The organism is Nocardia sp. NPDC004654, assembly GCF_040609595.1.
Taxonomy (GTDB): Bacteria; Actinomycetota; Actinomycetes; order Mycobacteriales; family Mycobacteriaceae; genus Nocardia.
The window spans coordinates 232,562-253,551 of record NZ_JBEXKI010000002.1 but is presented as its reverse complement, the minus strand read 5'-3'; the positions used below and the strand labels follow the sequence as shown (position 1 = coordinate 253,551).

Annotated in this window: 20 protein-coding genes; 7 read left to right on the top strand and 13 right to left on the bottom strand. The window is 67.1% G+C overall.

Annotation, left to right across the window (positions count from 1 at the left end; translation table 11 throughout):
• Positions 1–62: 62 nt before the first annotated feature.
• Positions 63–554, top strand: coding sequence for a DUF6326 family protein (locus ABZV58_RS06875; RefSeq protein ID WP_354999237.1), 492 nt, complete (start codon positions 63–65; stop codon positions 552–554).
• Positions 555–749: 195 nt separating this feature from the next.
• On the opposite strand, the gene ABZV58_RS06870 is transcribed toward ABZV58_RS06875, so the two are convergent.
• Both ABZV58_RS06870 and ABZV58_RS06865 read right to left on the bottom strand, forming a co-directional pair.
• Positions 750–1,103: a DUF397 domain-containing protein gene (locus ABZV58_RS06870; RefSeq protein WP_354999236.1), complete on the bottom strand. Its 354-nt coding sequence runs from the start codon at positions 1,101–1,103 to the stop codon at positions 750–752.
• Between the two features lie 9 nt (positions 1,104–1,112).
• Positions 1,113–1,979: a helix-turn-helix transcriptional regulator gene (locus tag ABZV58_RS06865; protein ID WP_354999235.1), complete on the bottom strand. Its 867-nt coding sequence runs from the start codon at positions 1,977–1,979 to the stop codon at positions 1,113–1,115.
• Between the two features lie 189 nt (positions 1,980–2,168).
• On the opposite strand from ABZV58_RS06865, the gene ABZV58_RS06860 reads away from it, so the two are divergent.
• Positions 2,169–2,792, top strand: coding sequence for a hypothetical protein (locus tag ABZV58_RS06860; RefSeq protein ID WP_354999234.1), 624 nt, complete (start codon positions 2,169–2,171; stop codon positions 2,790–2,792).
• Between the two features lies 1 nt (position 2,793).
• Here the strand turns inward: ABZV58_RS06860 and ABZV58_RS06855 are convergent, their stop codons facing one another.
• The 7 genes from ABZV58_RS06855 to ABZV58_RS06825 form a co-directional block, all read right to left on the bottom strand.
• Positions 2,794–3,993, bottom strand: a complete 1,200-nt coding sequence (locus ABZV58_RS06855) for a restriction endonuclease (protein WP_354999233.1) — start codon at positions 3,991–3,993, stop codon at positions 2,794–2,796.
• A gap of 11 nt (positions 3,994–4,004) precedes the next feature.
• Complete coding sequence (locus tag ABZV58_RS06850) at positions 4,005–5,156, bottom strand: AAA family ATPase (protein WP_354999232.1); 1,152 nt, start codon at positions 5,154–5,156, stop codon at positions 4,005–4,007.
• A gap of 139 nt (positions 5,157–5,295) precedes the next feature.
• A complete protein-coding gene (locus tag ABZV58_RS06845) occupies positions 5,296–6,690 on the bottom strand; it encodes a VWA domain-containing protein (RefSeq protein ID WP_354999231.1) in 1,395 nt (464 codons plus the stop codon).
• Positions 6,687–7,568: a MoxR family ATPase gene (locus tag ABZV58_RS06840; RefSeq protein ID WP_354999230.1), complete on the bottom strand. Its 882-nt coding sequence runs from the start codon at positions 7,566–7,568 to the stop codon at positions 6,687–6,689. The genes ABZV58_RS06845 and ABZV58_RS06840 overlap by 4 nt, the downstream gene beginning before the upstream one ends.
• A gap of 87 nt (positions 7,569–7,655) precedes the next feature.
• Positions 7,656–8,243 (bottom strand): nucleotidyl transferase AbiEii/AbiGii toxin family protein, encoded by a 588-nt coding sequence (locus ABZV58_RS06835; RefSeq protein ID WP_354999229.1) that lies wholly within the window; start codon positions 8,241–8,243, stop codon positions 7,656–7,658.
• Positions 8,240–8,446, bottom strand: a complete 207-nt coding sequence (locus tag ABZV58_RS06830; protein ID WP_354999228.1) for a hypothetical protein — start codon at positions 8,444–8,446, stop codon at positions 8,240–8,242. Before ABZV58_RS06830 ends, ABZV58_RS06835 begins: the two co-directional genes overlap by 4 nt.
• A 57-nt stretch (positions 8,447–8,503) precedes the next feature.
• Positions 8,504–9,868, bottom strand: coding sequence for a DUF2252 domain-containing protein (locus ABZV58_RS06825; RefSeq protein ID WP_354999227.1), 1,365 nt, complete (start codon positions 9,866–9,868; stop codon positions 8,504–8,506).
• Positions 9,869–10,357: 489 nt separating this feature from the next.
• On the opposite strand from ABZV58_RS06825, the gene ABZV58_RS06820 reads away from it, so the two are divergent.
• The gene (locus tag ABZV58_RS06820; RefSeq protein WP_354999226.1) at positions 10,358–10,660 is read left to right on the top strand and encodes a hypothetical protein; all 303 of its coding nucleotides are present in this window, start codon (positions 10,358–10,360) and stop codon (positions 10,658–10,660) included.
• 53 nt (positions 10,661–10,713) lie between these two features.
• On the opposite strand, the gene ilvC is transcribed toward ABZV58_RS06820, so the two are convergent.
• The 3 genes from ilvC to ABZV58_RS06805 all read right to left on the bottom strand — a co-directional run bounded on the left by ilvC (position 10,714) and on the right by ABZV58_RS06805 (position 14,368).
• A complete protein-coding gene (ilvC, locus tag ABZV58_RS06815; RefSeq protein WP_354999834.1) occupies positions 10,714–11,715 on the bottom strand; it encodes a ketol-acid reductoisomerase in 1,002 nt (333 codons plus the stop codon).
• Positions 11,716–11,856: 141 nt separating this feature from the next.
• Positions 11,857–12,360, bottom strand: a complete 504-nt coding sequence (gene ilvN, locus ABZV58_RS06810; RefSeq protein WP_067781857.1) for an acetolactate synthase small subunit — start codon at positions 12,358–12,360, stop codon at positions 11,857–11,859.
• Between the two features lie 73 nt (positions 12,361–12,433).
• Positions 12,434–14,368 carry an acetolactate synthase large subunit gene (locus tag ABZV58_RS06805; RefSeq protein WP_354999225.1) on the bottom strand — a complete coding sequence of 645 codons (1,935 nt, stop codon included), beginning with the start codon at positions 14,366–14,368 and terminating at the stop codon, positions 12,434–12,436.
• A gap of 348 nt (positions 14,369–14,716) precedes the next feature.
• Between ABZV58_RS06805 and ABZV58_RS06800 the strand changes: the two genes are divergently transcribed.
• From ABZV58_RS06800 to ABZV58_RS06790, 3 genes are all read left to right on the top strand, one after another.
• Complete coding sequence (locus ABZV58_RS06800; RefSeq protein ID WP_354999224.1) at positions 14,717–15,298, top strand: PH domain-containing protein; 582 nt, start codon at positions 14,717–14,719, stop codon at positions 15,296–15,298.
• 467 nt (positions 15,299–15,765) lie between these two features.
• A complete protein-coding gene (gene ilvD, locus ABZV58_RS06795; protein ID WP_354999223.1) occupies positions 15,766–17,607 on the top strand; it encodes a dihydroxy-acid dehydratase in 1,842 nt (613 codons plus the stop codon).
• Positions 17,608–18,059: 452 nt separating this feature from the next.
• Positions 18,060–18,827 (top strand): VOC family protein, encoded by a 768-nt coding sequence (locus tag ABZV58_RS06790; protein WP_354999222.1) that lies wholly within the window; start codon positions 18,060–18,062, stop codon positions 18,825–18,827.
• Positions 18,828–18,839: 12 nt separating this feature from the next.
• Here the strand turns inward: ABZV58_RS06790 and ABZV58_RS06785 are convergent, their stop codons facing one another.
• A complete protein-coding gene (locus tag ABZV58_RS06785) occupies positions 18,840–19,682 on the bottom strand; it encodes a DoxX family protein (RefSeq protein WP_354999221.1) in 843 nt (280 codons plus the stop codon).
• 142 nt (positions 19,683–19,824) lie between these two features.
• On the opposite strand from ABZV58_RS06785, the gene ABZV58_RS06780 reads away from it, so the two are divergent.
• The gene (locus tag ABZV58_RS06780) at positions 19,825–20,928 is read left to right on the top strand and encodes a PQQ-dependent sugar dehydrogenase (RefSeq protein ID WP_354999220.1); all 1,104 of its coding nucleotides are present in this window, start codon (positions 19,825–19,827) and stop codon (positions 20,926–20,928) included.
• Positions 20,929–20,990: the final 62 nt, after the last annotated feature.

The window sequence follows — 20,990 nt, the reverse complement described above, 5'->3', positions numbered from 1 at the left end:
GCCCGCCGCCGGGCTCGGCGATCGTAGACCTACCGATCCTCACCACAACAACGGAGCCCATGATGAGAACAGGTCAACCCACCACCGCCACACTGGAAGACCAGCCGATGCCGGTGAGAGCCAAGCTCGCCGCGACGTGGACAAGCTTCATGTTCCTATACGCCTACGTGGACATTCTCAACTTCTTCACGCCCGGCGTCATCGAAGACATCCTCGACGGCAAGGTCTTCGAGTTCGACCTCTCCCAGACCTTTTCGACCACGGCGCTGACCCTCATGGCCATCCCGATCTTCATGGTCGTGCTGTCGATGACGCTGCCCGCCCGGGCGAACCGCATCACCAACCTCATCGTGGCCTCGCTCTACGTCCCCGTCACGGCGTTCAACGCGATGGGCGAGTCCTGGCTGTACTTCTACGGCCTCGGCATCGTATTGGAATTGATCCTGCTCGCCCTCATCGTGCGGTACGCCTGGACCTGGCCCCGCACCGCAGCGTCGGCGACCACGGCGACCAGCCTGGACCGTGAAACCGTTCGCGCCCAACAGCAAGCGTGAACCCAAGAGCAGTCCCCGTCCTGTTCGGAGCCATCTGCCTGGTGCCGCGGTGTGGGCCTCCTGGCGGTGGGAGCGGCTTCGCCGAATCACGGTGCGGTTGATGACGAGTGGGTTGGTGACGTTGGTTGTCGGGATCGCAGTGCTGGCGTTGGCGGCCTGGCAGTTCGAACACCCGGCGCGTTGAAACCTCGCGCTTCAGCTAGACGCGACGCCATCCGCGAAATCGAACTCGCCATCGCGCGCTCCTGCCCGAAAAGCGGACCATTCGCCCTCGTCGAAGCTGAGCAACTCCCGCCCCGACAACGATCGGACCAGGGTTGTATCGCCGCGGACCTCAACGGCGACAACGCCATTGGCGTCGCCCGCCAGCTCCTGGACCTCGTGGACGAATCTGCTCCAGGCGGCAGCGTCGAAAACGATGGTGCCATCGGCAGGCCGTTTGCTGTGCCGTAGATGGACGCTGCCTTCTGCCGGTGCGACTTCCACACAATTCTCACCAGCGCCGCTGTAACTCGAGGTTCGCCATGCAAGGCGGTCGTCGATGGTCAAGCGGTACTCCTAACGCACGCGTGCAAGCCTCGCGATGCGGTCCCGGATGAGATCAGCCGAGTCCGTCTCCGAGAGCGCCGCTTCGCAGAGCCGGTCGGCGATCATCCTATACTCGTCGACTTGCCCTGCTTCCTGCACATACAAGGCGCCAGCTGGATATTCGATGTATCCGATCGACTGAGCTTGGTCGAAGTCGAGCAGCATGAAGTCACCATCCAGTCCGTCGTGCACCGTCACGGTCACCGGCATCACATGTAGCTCGACATTGTCGAGGCTGATCAGATCGACCAAGTGCTCGAGCTGTGCGCGCATGACCGAAGGACCGCCGACCACGCGGTCGAGCACGCACTCCTCGATCACTGCGCGAAGACGCAGCGGCCGATCCACATCCGTCAGGCGTTGCCGAGCCATCCGTGCCTGCACGACCTGCGGAACGTCGATCGGCGGAACGCGCAGGTGACCGTCGAGCAATGCGGTCGCGTACTCGGCAGTCTGTAGCTGTCCAGGCAACAACTGCGGCTCGTAGGTAAAGGCGCGGCTGGCGAGACCTTCCAGTCCGACAAAGGTTTTGAACCAACCCGGTAGGACGTCTCGAAACGGTGCCCACCAGATCGTCTGGTCGGCGCGTCCCGCCAGCGACGTGACTCGATCACGGTAGGCGACCTCGACGCCATAGAACGTCAGAAGTCGATCGACATCGTCCGGTTGCTGTTGCACCTTCGCCGTCTCCAAGGCGTTGATGCGTGATTGCGCGCATCCGAGCAGCTTCGCCGCCTCCGTCTGGGTTTTGTCGGCGCGCTCACGGGCGACGCGCAGATCGTGCCCGATCAAGAAGCGCAGCGCGAACGGATCGGACCGTGTACCGGGATCAGACACCGGACTCCCCTCATCGGACTTCGACAAGAACTTGAACCGAGCAGCTGTCGTGGCTAGATATATCAGTTCTCTAATCGCAGGATACTTCAGATATATCTCGTCTATGATCACATAGGCGGCAGGACGGCCAGGCGGGAGGCAAGCGGTCGACTTCGAGCAGCCACGATCAAACGAGTCAAAGGGGATGACATGTTCGAACGTCTGGTCATCGGCAGTTCGGTTGCTACACAACGGGGTTGCGAGGTACGAGTCGCATCCGGCGACGACGACAGCGACGCCGTAACGCTGAGCTTCGGACCCTCACACGGAAGCGAGTTCGAGCTCTCACTGGATTTGGAGACCTTGGGTCAAGTCGTTCGTTTGGGTGCCGACGCGCTCGCCCGAACCGGTCGTGGATTCGACCCAGCCCAGCCGCCGTTGGATGAGTCGGCAGATCCGTCCGAGATCGACTTCACCCCAACCGTTACAGCACCGGCAATCGAAGTCGTAGTAGCCCGCGATCCTGACGGGCTCACCGAGATACAGGTTTTCGTCGACGGATCCCCGAGATCGGTTGCCGAGTACCGCGTCGATGCAGGAGCCGGATGGACATGGACCGACTGGACGCGCGCTCGCGACGACAATCTCGCCAATGCCTCGCCTGCCGCCCGCGCAGCACTCAGGGAAGTGTACGCGAATCCGCCAGGCGGCCGGTACATCTGCGGCCGCGGTAATGCGGGCTGGCTCGACGTCGCACCGTCAGACACTCACACCAGTGTCTGCCGACAGCCACCAAGCGGTGCAGCGGGTCACCAGTGCTCCGGCAGGGAGTAACTCATGTCTGCCGCGCTGGCTTCGAATGCCGCAGGATGAAATGAGCCAGCGCGTCAACGCTTTCGAGCAACCGCGCCGGGGTCTGACTGAGGTCCAAGGCGTGACAGTGGATGGTCACTCCGCAGTTGACGATCGCATGGGTGCGCACCGGTTCGTTGCCCTTCGCGTACACGAGGTGTCCTTCCGAGAGGCCGAGCGTCACGCAATAGGCGAACAGTTGATAGATATCGGCGTCCGGAATGCTCTTCGGCCGTATTGCTTTGTACTTGGCGTCCACGACGGCGACGTGCTCGTCGTTCTGACACCAAACGAGATCCGGCCGCATCTCGATCTTCGAACCAGTGTCCAGCCACAGCTTCGCCTGAGGCAGCCCGTGACCACCGATCCGGCGCATCGCCACACTCAGCGCCGAGGTCACGAAGTCCTCGAAGATGCGCCACATGTCGAACAGGAACCCCGTGACGCGTAGATTCGACACACCCTGTTCGAAGGAGCCGTTCCGCATGATCACATCGGAAAGCCGCAGCGCGTCGTGATACCGGCCGTTCAGGCGCGTGGGTTGCCATGCTGGCAGCCCCTTGACCGGCGGCACAACGGTAATGTCCTCGAGCGCCTGGCGGATCTGCAGGAGTTTCCCCCGGGCGCCACCACTGATATCGGACAACGACAGAAGCCGCAGCGTGGCCAGCAAGATGAGTCGGTTCTCTGGGATGTCGGTGGTGAAATCGTCGTACTCGACAGCGATCGGCAGCGGACGGCCGAAGTTCTTCGTGACCTGTTCGCCGATCCGGACCCGACCGCGGACTAGTTGGAGCCGATCGGTTCGCGTCCGATAACCCTGCAGGAGACCCCCTTCGATTGCTCGGGAGGCCAGGCGGGTGAACGACTCGGCGACGGCCGGAAACAGCCCATCGGCCCGCTCGAGATGGACGGCCTCGTCACGCCAGACCGCGGGATTCGAGCAGTAGCCGATGAGGAACAACAGTCTGTTGATCTCGGTCACCTTGGGACGCACATTGATCTGGACGGATCCAACTTTGACCGAGCCGACCTTCTGACCGGGCTTGATGGTGAAGTTGCCTCGGCCGACCGCCTTGGTGATCGTCGCGATCTTCAGCTTGTCTAGGGACGCGTGTTCGTCCTCCGTCAAGGCGATCGGCCGCGCCTTCCCGACTTCGACGAGATCGACTGGATCGGTCATCGGGATGGGGCTCACTCTCGCCGGTCCGCGAGGCGCTCACGGATCGCGTCGAGCGCGTAGCGATCGTGGACGTCCACGTTCGGGTCGCCGTAGTGATGCTCCTCCAGGGACGGGAGGATGGAGGTCCGCCAAGCGATGTCCATACCGACCTTGGTGGCCGTGCTCGCTCGCATGAAGTACGAGGGACCGATCTTGAACTCATGGTCCTCGATCATCGAATTCAGCACGTCGAGAACATCGGCGGGCTCGTGGTCGCGGTTTTGTTCGTCCAACCATTTGCGCAGCATGCTCTTGGTTGGTTCCTCCGAGGGATGCAGAAGGACAAAGGAGAAGCGCCGGCGCATGGCGGAATCCAGCAACGCGATGGATCTGTCCGCGGAGTTCATCGTTCCGAGGATGACGACGTTTGGTGGAAGCCGGAACGTCTCCACCTTGTCGGAGTAGAGCAGGTCGATGCTCTCGTTCCGATACTCGAGCAGGTAGTACAGCTCGCCGAAGATCTTCGCCAGGTTGCCGCGATTTATCTCGTCGACGATGAGCGTGTAGATCTGACCTGGATTGTTCCTGGCCTCCTTCGCGAGCAGCCGCAAAGGTCCCCAGTGAAGGTGGTAGCCGAGTTGGCCGTCGACCGATTGGGTGGGCCGAAACCCCTCGAAGAAATCCTCGTACGAGTACGAGGGGTGGAACTGGACGATCCTGATGTTCTCCGGCCGGGAGAGATGCCGCGAGATCGCCTTGGCCAAATAGGTCTTACCCGTACCAGGCGGACCGTAGAAGATCAGCTGTGGTCGATCGCGTAGCAAATCCACGCACTCCTGTAGCCATTCCTTCGACACATACAGGCTGGCCGCGAGCTCCTTCGTCGCGTCCGGGATTTCGGCGGGCGACTCATCGGCCGCGCCAGCCGGCTGTGTACGCCATGAGAAGCCGAAAGCGGTACTGAGGATATTCATCAGTGCCGCCGCATTCTCGAGGGTGAGCTGGAGGGATTGGCTGCTCTTCGGGGACGATTCGCGCTGGTCGGATCCGAAAGTCGAGAGGTGGACCAGCTTCGTTCCATCGGATTCGTCGGTAATCACCTTGTACTGACAGGTGACCGCGTCTTCGACCTTGTGTGGTCGGATCCGTTGCGTACTCGGCACTATCTCGCGGATTCGAGCCATCGATTGAACCTCCCCAACCAGCCTGCCGCTGCGGTGGCGACCTCTGAACCGAGTTTCACAATAGCCTCGCTATCCGACACGGCCAGGCAGACACGAGAACGCCCCACGGTGCACGGCGGGGCGAGCATGGTTGAAACCCTTACGCAGGCAGAAGGCGGCTGATCACTTCTGTCAGCTGGCGCACGTTGCGGCATTCGTGCATGGTGACGTGCTCCGCGTAGGTCAGCGCGGCGGAGTCTCCCGTGGACCAGGAGCGGGCGGGTTCGGGGTTGAGCCAGTGGGCGTGTTTGGCTCGGTCGGTCATCGCTTGCAGGGCAGGGAGGTTGGGGTCGGTGCGGTTGGTGCGGGCGTCGCCGAGGATGAGCAGGGAGGTGCGGGGGCCGAGGGCGTCGAGGTGGGTGTCGGCGAAGGTGCGGAGGGCTTCGCCGTAGTTGCTGCTGCCGAAGCGGGAGACGTTGGCCTCGCGGATGATTCGGGTGGAAAGGCCGGGGAGTGGTGGTTCGCCGGGGGTGAAGAAGCCGGTGATCTCGTCGCAGGTGTCGATGAAGCCGAAGCTGCGGACCTTGCTGAATTGGTCTTGCAGCGCCTGCACGAGTTGCAGGGTGAATTCGGCGAAACCGGTGACGGAGCCGGAGAGGTCGGCGAGGACGACGAGGTCGGGGCGGCCGTGTTTGCGGGCGCGCAGCACCGGGTCGACGGGGACGCCGCCGGTGGCCATGGAGCGGCGCAGGGTGCGGCGCATGTCGATCTGGCCGCGGACGGCCTTGCGGCGGCGGGCGGCGAGGCGGGTGGCGAGTTTGCGGGCCAATGGGTTCACGAGGCGGCGCATTTCGGCGAGATCTTGTTCGCGGGCGCCGAGGAAATCGATTCGGTCCGTTGCCGTTTCGACGCCACGGCGGGCGATGTAATCGGTGCCGCGCAGGTCGGCCGAGCGGAGTCGGGCCTGGGTTTGGACGGCAGTGCGGAACGAGCGCAGCCTGCGTTGGGCCTCGATGGTTCGGACGGCGGAATCGAGTTCGCCCGCGCCGCCCATGCTCGCCACGACGCGGTCCAGAAGTTCTTCCGGGCGAAGGGCTTTCATGGTCTGGTACGAGGACCAGCCCGCGCCGGACGCGGTCGTGACGGGCTGGGACGATTGGCCCGCGCCGCCCGCCCCGCCGTAACCGCCCAGCTCGGTGAGGGATTGGCTCGCGAGTTCGGCGAGCGCGGCCTGATCGTCGGCGGCCAGCGCGGCGGCGAGACGTTCGCGCAGCGTCTCGACGGACTCGGGAATCGTTGCGGGCGTCGGCCGTTCGGCGGTCAGGAAATAGAGGTCGAAGAGCTGGTCGAAGACGGCGCGTTGGCCGTTGCGGCGCAGCAGGCAGGCGGCCAGGCCGGAGCGCAGGAGTTCGCGGTTCTCGACGCCGAGGGCGACGATCGCCGACGCGGCGTCGACGGTTTCGCTGGGGCCCGCGTGGATTCCGTGCTCGCGGAGGAGGCCGACGAAGTCGACGAGACGGTCGGTGAGCGTCTCGTTCGAACCGAGCCCGTTCATCGCCGGTCGCTCTCCGGTTCCGACAACGCCAGCCGCTCGACCGCGATCCGATGGTCCGCTTGGTATTTGAGCAGCACACCGAGCGTCGACCGCACCACGCCGTTGGTCAGATTCCGCGCCCCCAGCGCCACGAGCGTCTTCGCCCAATCGACGGTCTCGGCGATCGACGGCGCCTTGCGCAGCGGCAGCTCACGCAGCGCGCCGACCACCCGCACCACCGGCTCCCCCAGCGCCTCGTCCAACTCCGGCACCTTCATTCGAACGATCGCGCGCTCGAGCTCGGCCGTCGGATAGTCGATGTGCAGGTACAGGCAGCGCCGCTTGAGCGCCTCGGATAAATCCCGGTTGGCGTTGGAGGTGACGATGACGAACGGCTTGCGGACCGCGGTGACGGTGCCGAGTTCGGGGATGCTGACCTGGAAGTCGCCGAGCACCTCGAGCAGCAGGCCCTCCAGCTCGACATCGGCCTTGTCGAGTTCGTCGATGAGCAGCACGGTGGGGTCGGGGTTGCGGATGGCGGCCAGTAGCGGGCGGTCGAGCAGGAACTCCTCGGTGAAGACGTGATCGCGGGTCCGGTTCCAGTCCGCGCTGTCGGCGGCGGTGATGCGCAGCAGCTGCTTGGCGTGGTTCCACTCGTAGAGGGCGCGCGCCTCGTCGATGCCCTCGTAGCACTGCAGGCGGATCAGCTCCGCCTCGGTCGCCGCGGCGACGGCCTTGGCCAGCTCGGTCTTGCCGACGCCCGCCGGACCCTCGATCAGCAGCGGCTTGCCGAGGTGCCCGGCGAGGAACACGGCCGTGGCGATGTCCAGCGACGGAAGGTAGCCCGCGTCGGTCAATCGCTGGCTCACTTCATCGACCGATTCAAAGAACTTACTCATCGGTAGCAAGTCTACGTGGTAGTTATGGGCCGGTCGGCACCCGTGCGGAGCCGCCGTAGCAACTGCTCGGCGTGATGGATCGGCTGATCAACGAGCCGCGATGAGCGAATCGAGGCCGGATTCTAGATCTCGATCTCGATGAAATCCGCGTTCCGTGATCAGATGCACCGCGGCCCGCGCTTCCCGCACGTCGTCCTCGGTTGCCGCAGAAAGCAAACCATGAAGGTCGGCGAGGTCCTGTGGACGGGTGCGGTCATCACGAGCAAGGAGCTTCAACGCGATCAGATGCCCGGTCGTTGCCACCGGGAGAACAAGGTCTGCGACGATCTCCAGTTCTTCGGCGGCGGAGACGATCTCCGATTCGATCCCCGAGCTCGCGAACAGCAGATCGACCAGAATTGGCACCCCGTCGAACGAACGCCGCAAGCGGATCGTCGCCAGGCGGCCATTGTCGTGTTCGACCGAGGCGTTCATGAAGTAGCCGCAGTCGAACAAGTGCCGCACCAAGGATTCCGCCGCGTTGTCGTCCGCAACCGCGACGGCCAAGTCGATGTCGTGAGTGAACCGGGGAATCGAACGGGCAGAAACCGCGAAGCCGCCGACGAGTGCCCAGCGGTAGCCGAACTTGTCGAGATCGGTTGCCGCGCGGCGCAGTGCCGCCTCGAGCGGGTTCACGCGAAGCGAGTGGACGAGTGACCGAGCGCGTCACCGAGGGGGGCGCCGGGGCGAGACAGGAGCCACTCGTGAACCTTCTTCTCGAGCTCGCTCTCGGAAGCGTCCGGAAAGGTGCGTCGCATGCGAGCGCGGTACATCTCGAGGCCGAATTGGGACATCTCCAACGCACGACGCAGGCGCTGAGCTGGCGTTCCGTCGGTCATTGATCCAGTCTATCGGTTTGTTCGCGCCCCGGCGGAGCTCGGACGCGCGGTCCCGTTTCACGCCCCCGGCTCGGCGGCGCGCACGCGTCCGCTTTCGATCGCCGCGAGCAACGCCTTGTGGTCGTCGAGGGTCTGATCCGCGTACGCGAGGGCGAAGTCCACCATCGCGCGGTCGAACGCGTCACCGGCGCCGAGGTAGGCGGCGATGGCGACGCGGTCGCCGGAGCGGGCGTGGGCGCGCGCCAGGCTCTGCCCGCAGAGCCTGGCGTAGGCGGTGAGCACCGGGCGGGACATGTTCTCGAGCAACGCGGAGCCCTTCATGTCTCGCAGCTGGCGCCAGTAGTAGTGCCGTCCCTCGGGGCCGGTGGCCCAGCCGAGGAAGATGTCGCTGGCGGCCTGCGTGAGTCGCTGGCCGTGCACCACCCGGTGACCTTGGTGCTGGAACCGGCTCGGCGCGAGGTGCGGGCTCAGCACGGACTCTTCGGCCTCTTTGACCTGGAGGAACAGCGGTCCCGCTGTGTCGCGGTCGGCGAGCAGGACGATGAAGCATCGGGTGCCGACGCTGCCGACGCCCACCACCTTCCGTGCGACATCGACCAGCCGGTGCCGGTCCAACAAGACACGGCGCTCCTCCGGCAGGCTGCGACGGTAGTCGGCGAACACCGCCGAGACAGCGTTCGCCTCCTGCTCCGCCAATGGCGTGACCAGAGGCGGACGGTGCCGGATGCGCGGGTTGCCGTCGGCGTCGGGCTCGGTGAGCTTGGCCAACGCCTGCAAGCTGGTGCGGGCGCGGGCGGCATCGAGGGCCCGTTCGACGCCCTTGCGCCGCTTGGGTTTACGCATCAACGCCGCGACCTCGTCGGCGTCGATTCGCTCGTACCAGACCGTCATCCCGTCGAGCCGGGCCAGTCGGCGCATCGAGTCGCGGTAGCCGCGGGACGCGGCGATTACGGCCCGCTCGGCGTCGGTGTCGGCGCCGAAGTTCTCGCGCGCGGCTACCGCGACGCTGGCGGCCAAGCGCCGCACGTCCCACTCGAACGGACCGGGCAGTGTTTCGTCGAAGTCGTTGAGGTCGAACACCAGCGAGCGCTCCGGCGAAGCGAACAGGCCGAAGTTCGACAGGTGCGCGTCACCGCACAGCTGCACGGTCAGCTCGGTGCTGGCCGACGCGGCGAGGTCGGCGGCCATGATGGCGGGCGCGCCGCGCAGAAACGGAAACGGCCCCGCGGCCATCCGCGCGTAGCGGATCGGAACGAGCTCCGGGACTCGGGTGGCGGCCTGGCGTTCCAGGATGGTAACCGGATCGATGCGGTCGGACGGAACTCGCCAGGCGCCGAGCGCGGAACGCGAGACCCGTTTGCGCGCCGCGCGTCCGAGCGAGGCGGCGGCCGACCCGGGGACAGCGGCGGACGAGGTCGTCATTTGCCCAGTGTGATGGGCCGTGAACGGGGTGGCAAGGTTCACTCGATCCGGCGGCGCGTTCGAAAGGCAGTCGCGCACACCATCCAGCCACTCGCAATTGCTCGAGAATTGCCACCTGGCGACAGCGGGATTCGGCGGCTGGACAGCCCGCCGAATGTCCGGCCATACCTCAACGATGGATGAGATCGCGCCCCAACGCCTGCGCCCGTCCGGTCCGGGCGCAACCCCGGCTTCGCCCTCAGGGTATCCCCCTATCGGCGTAGTACTTCAGACTGAAAATTGTTCGCGAATGCCGAACGCCCAGTGACCTTTCGGCTCGAGTGGTGCAGAGTGTAGGCGTGCGGTCGCCGACGCGACGGTATGTCCGGGGGTCGCGTTCCCGCGACGACGACGGCACGTCCTATCCAGACCTGTTCGCCCAGCTCAGGCGAACGGATCCCCGCGAGGGATGGCGAACGAGCGGTTCGCCGCAGAGTGAAAGGATTCACGTTGTCCACCACACGCAAGTCCGCGACCGGACGCATGCTGGCCCGAGTGGCCGTCGCGGGCGCGGTCGCCGCAATACCGTTGGCCGCCTTGGCGGTACCCGCATCGGCCGAGCCGGGCGCCCCCACCATCACCGAGGTCCGCCACCACCACCCGAGGGATTGCCACGGGAACTGGGGCTGGGATTTCTGGGACAACGACTGGAACAGTTGGAACCAGTGGGATCGCTGCGACGGCTGGCCCGGCAACGGCTGGCACGGCAACGGTCTCTGGGGCTGGCCGCGCGGCTCCTTCGGCAGCAGCTAGAAACGCAACGGCCCGGCACCCCTCGGGTGCCGGGCCGTTTTGTGCGACGACGCTTACGCGGTCTCGGTGATCGGCCGGTCGACCCAGCTCATCAGGCCGCGCAGCTTGGCGCCGGTGACCTCGATCGGGTGCTCGGCGTTCTTCTTGCGCAGACCCTCGAGCTCCTTGTTACCGCCCTCGACGTTCGCGACGAGGCGCTTGACGAAGGTGCCGTCCTGGATGTCCTTCAGGATCGCCTTCATCCGCTCCTTCGTGTCGGCGTCGATGACGCGCGGACCCGACAGGTAGCCACCGAACTCCGCGGTGTCGGACACCGAGTAGTTCATCCGCGCGATGCCGCCCTCGTACATCAGGTCGACGATCAGCTTCAGCTCGTGCAGCACCTCGAAGTAGGCCATCTCCGGCGCGTAACCGGCCTCGACCATGACCTCGAAACCGGTCTTCACCAGTTCCTCGGTGCCACCGCACAGCACGGCCTGCTCACCGAACAGGTCGGTCTCGGTCTCTTCCTTGAAGGTGGTCTTGATGACGCCCGCGCGGGTGCCGCCGATGCCCTTGGCGTAGGACAGCGCCAGCGCCTGGCCCTCGCCCTTCGGGTCCTGGTCGATGGCGATGAGCGCGGGAACGCCCTTGCCGTCGACGAACTGGCGGCGCACCAGGTGGCCGGGGCCCTTCGGCGCGACCATGCCGATGGTGACGTCGGCCGGGGGCTTGATCAGGCCGAAGTGGATGTTCAGGCCGTGGCCGAAGAACAGCGCGTCGCCGTCCTTCAGGTTCGGCTCGATGTCGTTGGTGAAGATGGACGCCTGCGCGGTGTCGGGCGCCAGCACCATGATCACGTCGGCCCACTCGGAGACCTCGGCCGGGGTGCCGACGGTCAGACCAGCCTCTTCGGCCTTCACCCGAGACTTCGAACCCTCAGCGAGACCGACGCGGACGTCCACGCCGGAGTCGCGCAGGCTCAGCGAGTGCGCGTGACCCTGGCTGCCGTAGCCGATGACAGCGACCTTGCGGCCCTGGATGATCGACAGGTCGGCGTCGTCGTCGTAGAACATCTCGACTGCCACTTGATTGGTTCCCTTCGGATCATCCCCGCCGATGCGGGGAAACGATGTGCGCATCTTGCGCTTGTACTGGGACGGGGCTCATCTCCGCGTGCGCGCGGGGACCAACACCGACCGTCGATCGCGACCACCCTAGCGGGTGGCCGTAATGGACTTGGGGCCGCGGCCGACAGCGACCACGCCCGACTGCACGATCTCGCGGATACCGTACGGCTCGAGCATGCGCAGCAGTGCGTCCAGCTTGGACCGGGTTCCGGTCGCCTCGATGGTCAGCGCGTCCGGCGAGACGTCGATCACCTTGGCGCGGAACAACTGCACGGCCTCGATCACCTGGGTGCGCACGCTCGCGTCGGCGCGCACCTTGACCAGGATCAGCTCGCGCGCGACCGACGCGTCGGCGTCCTGCTCGACGATCTTGATGACGTTCACCAGCTTGTTGAGCTGCTTGGTGACCTGCTCGAGCGGCAGGTCCTCGACCGTCACGACGATCGTCATGCGCGAGATCTCGGGGATCTCGGTGCCGCCGACCGCGAGCGACTCGATGTTGAACCCGCGGCGCGAGAACAGACTCGCCACCCGCGCCAACACGCCCGGCTTGTCCTCCACGAGGACACTCAGGGTGTGGGTGCTACTCATGCCTGCCCCTCGCTAACGCTCGGTGCCGGCATGCGTAGCGCACGCTGGCACATGGTTCGTTCGCTGCGCTCACTCACGCCTCGGTCCCCTTGTTCTTCTCGTGCGACATCGCCTCGTGGATGACGGCGGGCTCGGCGGCCTGCTCGTCCTCGTCGAACAGCGGGCGGATACCGCGGGCGGCCATGATCTCGTCGTTGCTGGTGCCCGCGGCGACCATCGGCCACACCTGGGCGTCCTTGCCGACGATGAAATCGATCACGACCGGACGGTCGTTGATGGACTGCGCCTCGCGGATCGCGGCCTCGACGTCCTCTTCCTTCTCCACGCGGATGCCGTGGCAGCCGAGCGCCTCGGCGAGCTTGACGAAGTCGGGGATGCGCAGGGTGTGGGTGCCCAGGTCGGTGTTGGAGTAGCGCTCCTCGTAGAAGAGGGTCTGCCACTGCCGGACCATGCCCAGGTTGCCGTTGTTGATCAGCGCGACCTTGATCGGCACGCCCTCGACGGCGCAGGTGGCCAGCTCCTGGTTGGTCATCTGGAAGCAGCCGTCACCGTCGACCGCCCACACTTCCTTCTCCGGCGCGCCCATCTTGGCGCCCATGGCGGCCGGGACGGCGTAGCCCATGGTGCCGAGACCGCCGGAATTCAGCCAGGTGCGCGGCTTCTCGTATTTGATGAACTGCGCAGCCCACATCTGGTGCTGGCCGACGCCCGCGCAGTAGATCGCGTCCGGTCCGGCCAGGCGGCCGAGCGCGTCGATGACGAACTCCGGCGACAGCGAGCCGTCCTTCGGCGGGGTCCAGCCCAGCGGGTACTGCTTGCGCACGCCGTCCAGGTAGGACCACCACTCCGAGATGTCCAGCAGCGGAGCCGCGCCCGCGGCCGGGTCGGCCTTCAGGGTCTCGATCAGCTCTGTGATGACCTCGCGGCAGTCGCCCACGATCGGGACGTCGGCGTGCCGGTTCTTGCCGATCTCGGCCGGGTCGATGTCGGCGTGGATCACCTTGGCGCCGGGCGCGAACGAGTCCAGCTGACCGGTCACGCGGTCGTCGAAGCGGGCGCCGAGGGTGATCAGCAGGTCCGACCGCTGCAGGGCCGCGACCGCGCCGACGGTGCCGTGCATGCCGGGCATGCCCATGTTCAGCTGGTGGCTGTCGGGGAACGCGCCGCGCGCCATCAGGGTGGTGACCACCGGGATGCCGGTCAGCTCGGCCAGTTCCAGCAGCTCGGCCGAGGCGTCGGCCTTGATCACGCCGCCGCCCACGTACAGCACGGGGGCCTTGGACTCGAGGATCATCCGCGCGGCCTCGCGCACCTGCTTGCCGTGCGGCTTGGTGACCGGACGGTAGCCGGGCAGCCGCATCTCCGGCGGCCAGCTGAAGGTGGTCTGCGCCTGCAGCACGTCCTTGGGGATGTCGACGAGCACCGCGCCCGGACGGCCGGAGGCGGCCAGGTAGAACGCCTCGGCGATCATGCGCGGGATGTCGGCGCCGTCGGTGATCAGGAAGTTGTGCTTGGTGATCGGCATGGTGATGCCGGAGATGTCGGCTTCCTGGAAGGCGTCGGTGCCGATCAGGCCGCGGCCGACCTGGCCGGTGATCGCGACGATCGGCACCGAGTCCATCTGGGCGTCGGCGATCGGCGTCACCAGGTTGGTCGCGCCGGGGCCGGATGTGGCCATACACACACCGACCTTGCCGGTCGCCTGCGCGTACCCGGTGGCCGCGTGACCCGCGCCCTGCTCGTGGCGCACCAGCACGTGGCGGACCTTGGTCGAGTCGAAGAGCGGGTCGTACACCGGGAGAATCGCGCCGCCGGGGATGCCGAATACGGTGTCGACGCCGAGCTCCTCGAGCGACCGGACGACGGACTGCGCGCCGGTGACCCGCTCGGGCGGGACCTGGCGGCGGTTCGCCGTGGTCGTCGGAGTGCCAGCGGGCGATGCCTGCTGAGTAGCCGAAGGCGCTGGCCTGCGGGCCGAGGGCCCGGGCCGTGCGGTTGGTGCGCTCACCGTCTTCGTTTCCTAACTTGTCGTTCTTGACCCCGGACAACACTGCTGTGCTCGACACGATCGGTCTTCGCGACCCGCCGCGCCGGAAACTGCCCGAACACAAAAAAGCCCCCGACCAGCGCATGGCTGTTCGAGGGTGGCGCGTCGCAACGCGAGCTGACGTATTCGACCTAGGTAGTCAGGCTCAACGCTGGACGCGCCGGCCGATTACGAGCAACTCGTTTCGATTCACGCGCACGACGTTAAGCGGGCGTGAAGCGATGAGTCAAACAGATGACCCAGTACGTCCCATTATGTGGGACTCCAGTGGTTGCTTGTGTCCGATTACCAGGATGCGAGGATGGTGGTGTGTCATCACCGCATCAGTCCGTGCCACCGGCTAAATCGTCCCATACCTCCGACGCGGGATCGGATACGGGTCGGCCGGAGGCCAAGGTCATCCGCATTCAGCCGCTCGCCTACCTCGGCGTGGTCGTGCTCGCGCTGTGCGTGTTCCTCTTCTTCGTCGGCTGGCCCGCCGCCCTGTGGTGGCTGCTGGCACTGCCCGTGGTGGTGGCCGCTTGGGTGGCGCGCACTCGGACCGTCGTCTCCGACGCCGGGCTGGACCTGCGCAGCCTCTTCGGCTCGCGGCACATCGACTGGGACCAGATCAAAGGTGTGAGCATTCCCAAGCGCGGATTCGTGCGCGCGCACCTGACCGACGAGTCGCAGGTGCGGCTTCCCGCGGTCAGCTACGACCAGCTGCGCACGCTGATCGCGGCGTCGAAGGGACGGCTGCCCGATCTGTTCGGCGCGGCCGCGGCGGCCGAGGCCGAGCGGGACGCGGAGGAGCGGGCGAGCGCGGAGTCTGTTGGAGACGCGGGCGAGGGATCGACCGGGGGCGCGGAGGCTGCCGAGGCAACGGAGAAGGATCGCAAGGCCGACGACTGAAGTCGCCGCCTGTCGGTGCCCTCTGCGGATCGCGTAAGGCCGGAGCGAACGCGGAGGTACGCAACACGGCCGGAGCGAATACCGAGGTGGACGGTCGACGTGCGCAGGCCAGGTAGTTCGCAGGCGGTACGAGAGCCGCTCCCGCACTTGGTTCTTCCCGCGCTTCGGAATATCGGCTGGACACGCGACGCTAGTCTTGGCGTAGCCGCGCCGCCGACGGACAACCGCCCGCGCGGCTGGACGGTTCGGGTACCGACACACACCCGATGACACCGTCCGCGCCGACGACCACCACCCGCGGCGACACGAACGCACCCGCGACGCGCGGCACATCGCCTACCGCGACCGGCGACATCGGCCCGGCACCCCCGGGAGTACCGTGGAACAGCCGCCGAGCGAGTTCCGCGTACGCCGAGCGAACTCCGCGCAGTCGCACCACAGCCCCCGCGACCCTCCGAGGACCCTCCATGCCACCGCTTCGTTCACGCACCACCACCGCCGGACGCAACGCCGCAGGCGCACGCGCGCTGTGGCGGGCCACCGGCCTCACCGACTCCGACTTCGGCAAGCCGATCGTCGCCATCGCGAACTCCTACACCCAGTTCGTGCCGGGCCACGTGCATTTGAAGGACGTCGGTGAGATCGTGGCGGAGGCGGTCCGCGCCGCGGGTGGCGTGCCGCGCGAGTTCCACACCATCGCCGTGGACGACGGCATCGCGATGGGCCACGGCGGCATGCTCTACTCGCTGCCCTCCCGCGAGATCATCGCCGACTCGGTCGAATACATGGCCAACGCGCACACCGCCGACGCGCTGGTGTGTATCTCCAACTGCGACAAGATCACTCCGGGCATGCTGAACGCCGCCATGCGGCTGAACATCCCGGCCGTGTTCGTCTCCGGCGGTCCGATGGAGGCCGGTAAGGCCGTCGTGGTGGGCGGTGTCGCCCAGGCTCCGACGGACCTGATCACCGCGATCTCGGCCAGCGCCAACAGCAATGTCACCGACGAGGGGCTGGACGAGGTGGAGCGCAGCGCCTGCCCGACCTGCGGCTCCTGTTCCGGCATGTTCACCGCCAACTCGATGAACTGCCTCACCGAGGCGCTGGGTCTGGCGTTGCCGGGCAACGGCTCCACGCTGGCCACGCACGCCGCCCGCCGCGCGCTGTTCGAGAAGGCGGGCCGGGTGATCGTCGACATCGCCAACCGCTGGTACCGCGAGGACGACGCCTCGGTGCTGCCGCGAAACGTGGCCAACCAGAAGGCGTTCCGCAACGCGATGGCGCTCGACGTGGCGATGGGCGGTTCCACCAACACGGTGCTGCACACCCTCGCCGCCGCGCAGGAGGGCGAGATCGATTTCGATCTGAGCACCATCGACGAGATCAGCCGCGAAGTGCCTTGCCTGTCCAAGGTCTCGCCGAACTCGGATTACCACATGGAGGACGTGCACCGGGCGGGCGGCATCCCGGCCATCCTCGGCGAGCTGCGCCGCGCCGGGCTGCTCGAAACCGACGTGACCACGGTGCATACCGCGAGCTTCGACGAGTGGCTCGACACCTGGGACATCCGCTCCGGCAAGGCATCCGACGAGGCCGTCGAGCTGTTCCACGCCGCGCCGGGCGGGGTCCGCACCACCGAGCCGTTCTCCACGGACAACCGGTGGTCCTCGCTCGACACCGACGCCGCGGGCGGCTGCATCCGCGACAAGGAGCACGCCTACACCGTCGAGGGCGGTCTGGTCGTGCTGCGCGGCAACATCGCGCCGGACGGCGCGATCCTCAAGACCGCGGGCATCGACGAGGATCTGTTCTCCTTCCAGGGTCCCGCCGTCGTCGTGGAATCGCAGGAGGAGGCCGTGTCGGTCATCCTCGGTAAGCAGATCAAGCCGGGCGACGTGCTCGTCGTGCGGTACGAGGGCCCCGCGGGCGGTCCCGGCATGCAGGAAATGCTGCACCCCACCGCGTTTCTGAAGGGCGCCGGTCTCGGCAAACAGTGCGCGCTGATCACCGACGGCCGCTTCTCCGGTGGCACCTCGGGCCTCTCGATCGGCCACATCTCCCCCGAGGCCGCCAGCGGTGGCGTGATCGGTCTCATCGAGAACGGCGACCAGATCCGCATCGACGTCGCCACCCGCGCGCTCGAGGTGCTCGTCGACGACGCCGTGCTCGCCGAGCGCCGCGCCAAGATGGAAGCCTCCGAGCGGCCGTGGCAGCCCGTCGACCGCGAGCGCCCGGTCACCACGGCCCTGCGCGCCTACGCCGCCCTCGCCACCTCCGCCGACAAGGGCGCCGTCCGCCGCGTCCCCTGATCGCCCGAACGACGAAGGCCCCGGTTCTCCACCGGGGCCTTCGTCGCCTCGGAACAGCCCGGCCGCCACAAGCTTGCACCGACCGGGACACGCTGCACACCTGGCTGGACCGAGCGCTCGTGGTCACCGACGTGCGCGGCCTCTTCCACGACTGACCCTCGGAACTCGCTGAGGCCGTGGCGCCAGCGATCGGGTCTGCTCGACTCTGCGGCGACTGGCCGTCCGTGGGATCCGATCCGCTGCTTCAGCACGGACGAACCCGCGTACGGCCGCCGCGGACCAGTGGAATGATCGAATGGTTCGTCGGTGCGTTCGAAACAGCACCCATATGAGGGCTTGATCGTCGACGGCGACGCTGACATCGCGGATAGCCGAATTTGCTGAGTTGGAATGCGTCTGGGCTCGACGATGAGGCTTGTGCGGTCCACTGAACAGCGGCGAGGAGAGATCCGATGACCGAAGTGACGAAAATTCCGCCGAACGGCACGCCGACCTGGCTTGATCTCGGGATTCCTGATCATCACCGAGCGATGGAGTTCTACGGCGCGGTATTCGGCTGGCAGTTTCTGGAAGGGCCGCCGGAAACCGGCAACTACACCATGTGTCTGGTACGCGGGAAGCCGGTGGCGGCTCTGATGAAGAATCCCGATGCCGACGCGACGGAGTTCTGGTGGAATCTGTACTTCGCCACCGATGACTGCGACCGCACGGTCGAGCGGATCACCGACGCCGGTGGCCACATCCCCTTGCCGCCGATGGATGTGATGGACCAGGGCAGGATGGCCATCGGTATCGATCCCGCGGGTGGCCAGTTCGGGTTGTGGCAGGGCCGCGCCCACATCGGTGCGGAGATCGTGAACGAGCCCGGCACACTGGCCTGGCCCGAACTGGTCACCGCCCAGCCGAGCGCGGCCCGCGACTTCTACGCCGCGGTGTTCGAATTCACCCTGGAGAACACGCCCGGCGACCTCGACTACACGGTTCTGCGTCGACCCGATGACCGGCCGATAGGCGGCATCCACGGAGAGCCGTCGGCCACCAAGTCCGAGTGGCTGACTTACTTCGAGGTCGAGGATGTCGACGCAACCGTCGCGCGCGCCACTGCGGCAGGCGCAACAGTGGTCCGGCCCGCCCATGACACCCCGTACGGGTATCTCGCCGGTCTGGACGACCCCTTCGGCGCAAGCTTCCGGATTATCCGATCGGCACAGCCTGGCTGAGAGCTCGGTCGATCAGTCGAAGGGGCCGATGCCGGTGAAGGGGTTGCCGCCGTGCAGATACCAGTAGGTGCCCGCGGCGGCGGCGATGGCGGCCAGCAGGGCGGCAAAGGAGCCCCAGGCGGGGCGGGTGGACCAGCCGCGGTTGCGGTCGAGGGACCAGCGGCCGGGGCCGGTGAGGATGACGGCGGCGGCGGTGCCCGCGAGGATGGTCTCGAGTTCGACGCCCGAGGGGACCGAGCCCTTGTACTGGAAGCCGGGGATCATGCCCTGCTTCCACGCCCACGCGGTGAGGATCACGGCGAGCACCGCGCCCGCGGCGAGCGGGGTGGCGAGGCCGAGGATCAGCAAGACGCCGCCGCCGAGCTCGCCCGCGACGAGGAGGACGGTGGCGATGCTCGGGTGGTCCCAGCCGCCGTCGGCCATCATGTCGCGGGTGCCGTCCAGGCCAGGGCCGTGGAACCAGCCGGTGAGCTTCTGCAAGCCGTGATAGATGAAGGTGCCGCCGACCACCAGCCGCAGCAGGAACAGGCCGAAATACAGAGTGCCGCGCCGATTCTCGGCGGTGCGGCGCCGCGCGGCCTTGCTCGGCTCGTTCGGCGGGTTGGCGGCGGGCGGGATGCTGGCGTAGGAGTACGCGGGCTCGCCCGCCTTGGTCTGCTCGACGCTGGGCACGTCGGGATCGAGGCCGAGCTCGTCGTCGGTGCGCGGCACGTCGGCGGGACGCGGCTTGGACATGTCGACTACAGGGAACTGCTGGGTCGGCGAATCGAACGGGCTGGTCACCGGTTGGCGGGCGGTGGTGAGCTGCTCGCCCGTGATCGGGCCGGTGGGAAGCTGATTCGGCTTGTCGGTCACGGTCGCGCCTCGCCGATACGTCGCTCGTTCATGGGTCTACACCCTATGTCGCGCCGCGCGACGACGGGAGTCGAAGCCCGACGGCGTGTCAACACGCCCCCGGGAGCGGCGCGGGCGAGGGTATTTCCGTAACGTCTGGGGCATGAGGTTGGTTGTCGTGGGACGTCTCGCCATGAGTGTGGCGCTCGGGTCCGCTCTGCTGGCCGGGTGCGCCAGGTTCGACGATTCCGCGTCGAGCCCGTTCACCCCCGAGCCGACGTTCGAACCCGCGGATCCCAAGTCCCCGAAGCAGGCGCCGCCGTCGACGACCCGCCCGAGCGGGCCGTGCATCGACCCCGATCCGGCCGTGGTCGCAACTTGCCTGGACACCACCGGGGGCATGGTCGGCGTGGCCGAGGGCGCGCTGGTCGCCGAGCGCCGCACCGGGCGCATCCTGAAGGTGGTCGATCCGGATCAGCCGCCGATCGAGATCGCGCGCCTGGACGTGGACGGCTCGGCCGACGGCGGACTCAGTGACATCGCGCTCTCCCCCACCTACCGCGAGGACGGCCTGCTCTACGCGTACATCACCACGGCAAGCGACAACCGGGTCGTCCGGGTCGCCGAAGGCGGCCCGCCCAAGGACATCCTCACCGGAATCCCTAAGGGCGCCAGCGGAAATCACGGCGCGATCGAATGGGCGAGCCCCGATCAGCTGCTGGTGCTGACCGGCGACGCGGGCAACCCCGGCCTGGCCTCGACCCCCTCCTCGCTGGCCGGGAAACTGCTGCGAGTGAACTCGCCCGCGCCGGGCGGTGCGGCGGCGCCGGAGGTCGCGGCCTCGGGCATCGGCGTCGCGGGCGATCTGTGCCGCGACGGCAAGGACAACGTCTGGTTCACCGACCGCACCCCCGTCGAGGACCGGCTGCAACGGCTGGGTGCGGACGGCGCGATCAGCGTCGCGTGGACTTGGCCGGACCGGCCGGGCGTCGCGGGTTGCGCGGCGGCCGCCGACGGTGTGGCGGTCTCGCTGACCTACGCCAAGGCGCTCGCCATCGCCGCCGCCGACGAGAACACCCACGCCGTGACCACGGCCCCCAGCCTGCTCGCCCAGGACCGCTACGGCCAGCTCGGCGGCGCGACGGTGGGACCCGACGGCAACATCTGGGTCGGCACCGTCAACAAGACCGACGGCCAGCCCGGCCCCAACGACGACCGCGTCGTCCGCATCCCGCCGCAGAGCGCCAGCGGCACCGGACCGGACTAACCGGCATACGGCGCGGCCGCGAGCACGAACGCGGGCCGGCCGCGCCGCGGTGCTCGAAACGG

Excerpts from the sequence above, each read along its gene's own strand:
- ABZV58_RS06875 (WP_354999237.1), top strand. The coding sequence starts at position 63 with ATGAGAACAGGTCAACCCACCACCGCCACACTGGAAGACCAGCCGATG.
- ABZV58_RS06860 (WP_354999234.1), top strand. The coding sequence starts at position 2,169 with ATGTTCGAACGTCTGGTCATCGGCAGTTCGGTTGCTACACAACGGGGT.
- ABZV58_RS06855 (WP_354999233.1), bottom strand. The coding sequence starts at position 3,993 with ATGACCGATCCAGTCGATCTCGTCGAAGTCGGGAAGGCGCGGCCGATC.
- ABZV58_RS06850 (WP_354999232.1), bottom strand. The coding sequence starts at position 5,156 with ATGGCTCGAATCCGCGAGATAGTGCCGAGTACGCAACGGATCCGACCA.
- ABZV58_RS06845 (WP_354999231.1), bottom strand. The coding sequence starts at position 6,690 with ATGAACGGGCTCGGTTCGAACGAGACGCTCACCGACCGTCTCGTCGAC.
- ABZV58_RS06840 (WP_354999230.1), bottom strand. The coding sequence starts at position 7,568 with ATGAGTAAGTTCTTTGAATCGGTCGATGAAGTGAGCCAGCGATTGACC.
- ABZV58_RS06830 (WP_354999228.1), bottom strand. The coding sequence starts at position 8,446 with ATGACCGACGGAACGCCAGCTCAGCGCCTGCGTCGTGCGTTGGAGATG.
- ABZV58_RS06825 (WP_354999227.1), bottom strand. The coding sequence starts at position 9,868 with ATGACGACCTCGTCCGCCGCTGTCCCCGGGTCGGCCGCCGCCTCGCTC.
- ilvC (WP_354999834.1), bottom strand. The coding sequence starts at position 11,715 with ATGTTCTACGACGACGACGCCGACCTGTCGATCATCCAGGGCCGCAAG.
- ilvN (WP_067781857.1), bottom strand. The coding sequence starts at position 12,360 with ATGAGTAGCACCCACACCCTGAGTGTCCTCGTGGAGGACAAGCCGGGC.
- ilvD (WP_354999223.1), top strand. The coding sequence starts at position 15,766 with ATGCCACCGCTTCGTTCACGCACCACCACCGCCGGACGCAACGCCGCA.
- ABZV58_RS06790 (WP_354999222.1), top strand. The coding sequence starts at position 18,060 with ATGACCGAAGTGACGAAAATTCCGCCGAACGGCACGCCGACCTGGCTT.
- ABZV58_RS06780 (WP_354999220.1), top strand. The coding sequence starts at position 19,825 with ATGAGGTTGGTTGTCGTGGGACGTCTCGCCATGAGTGTGGCGCTCGGG.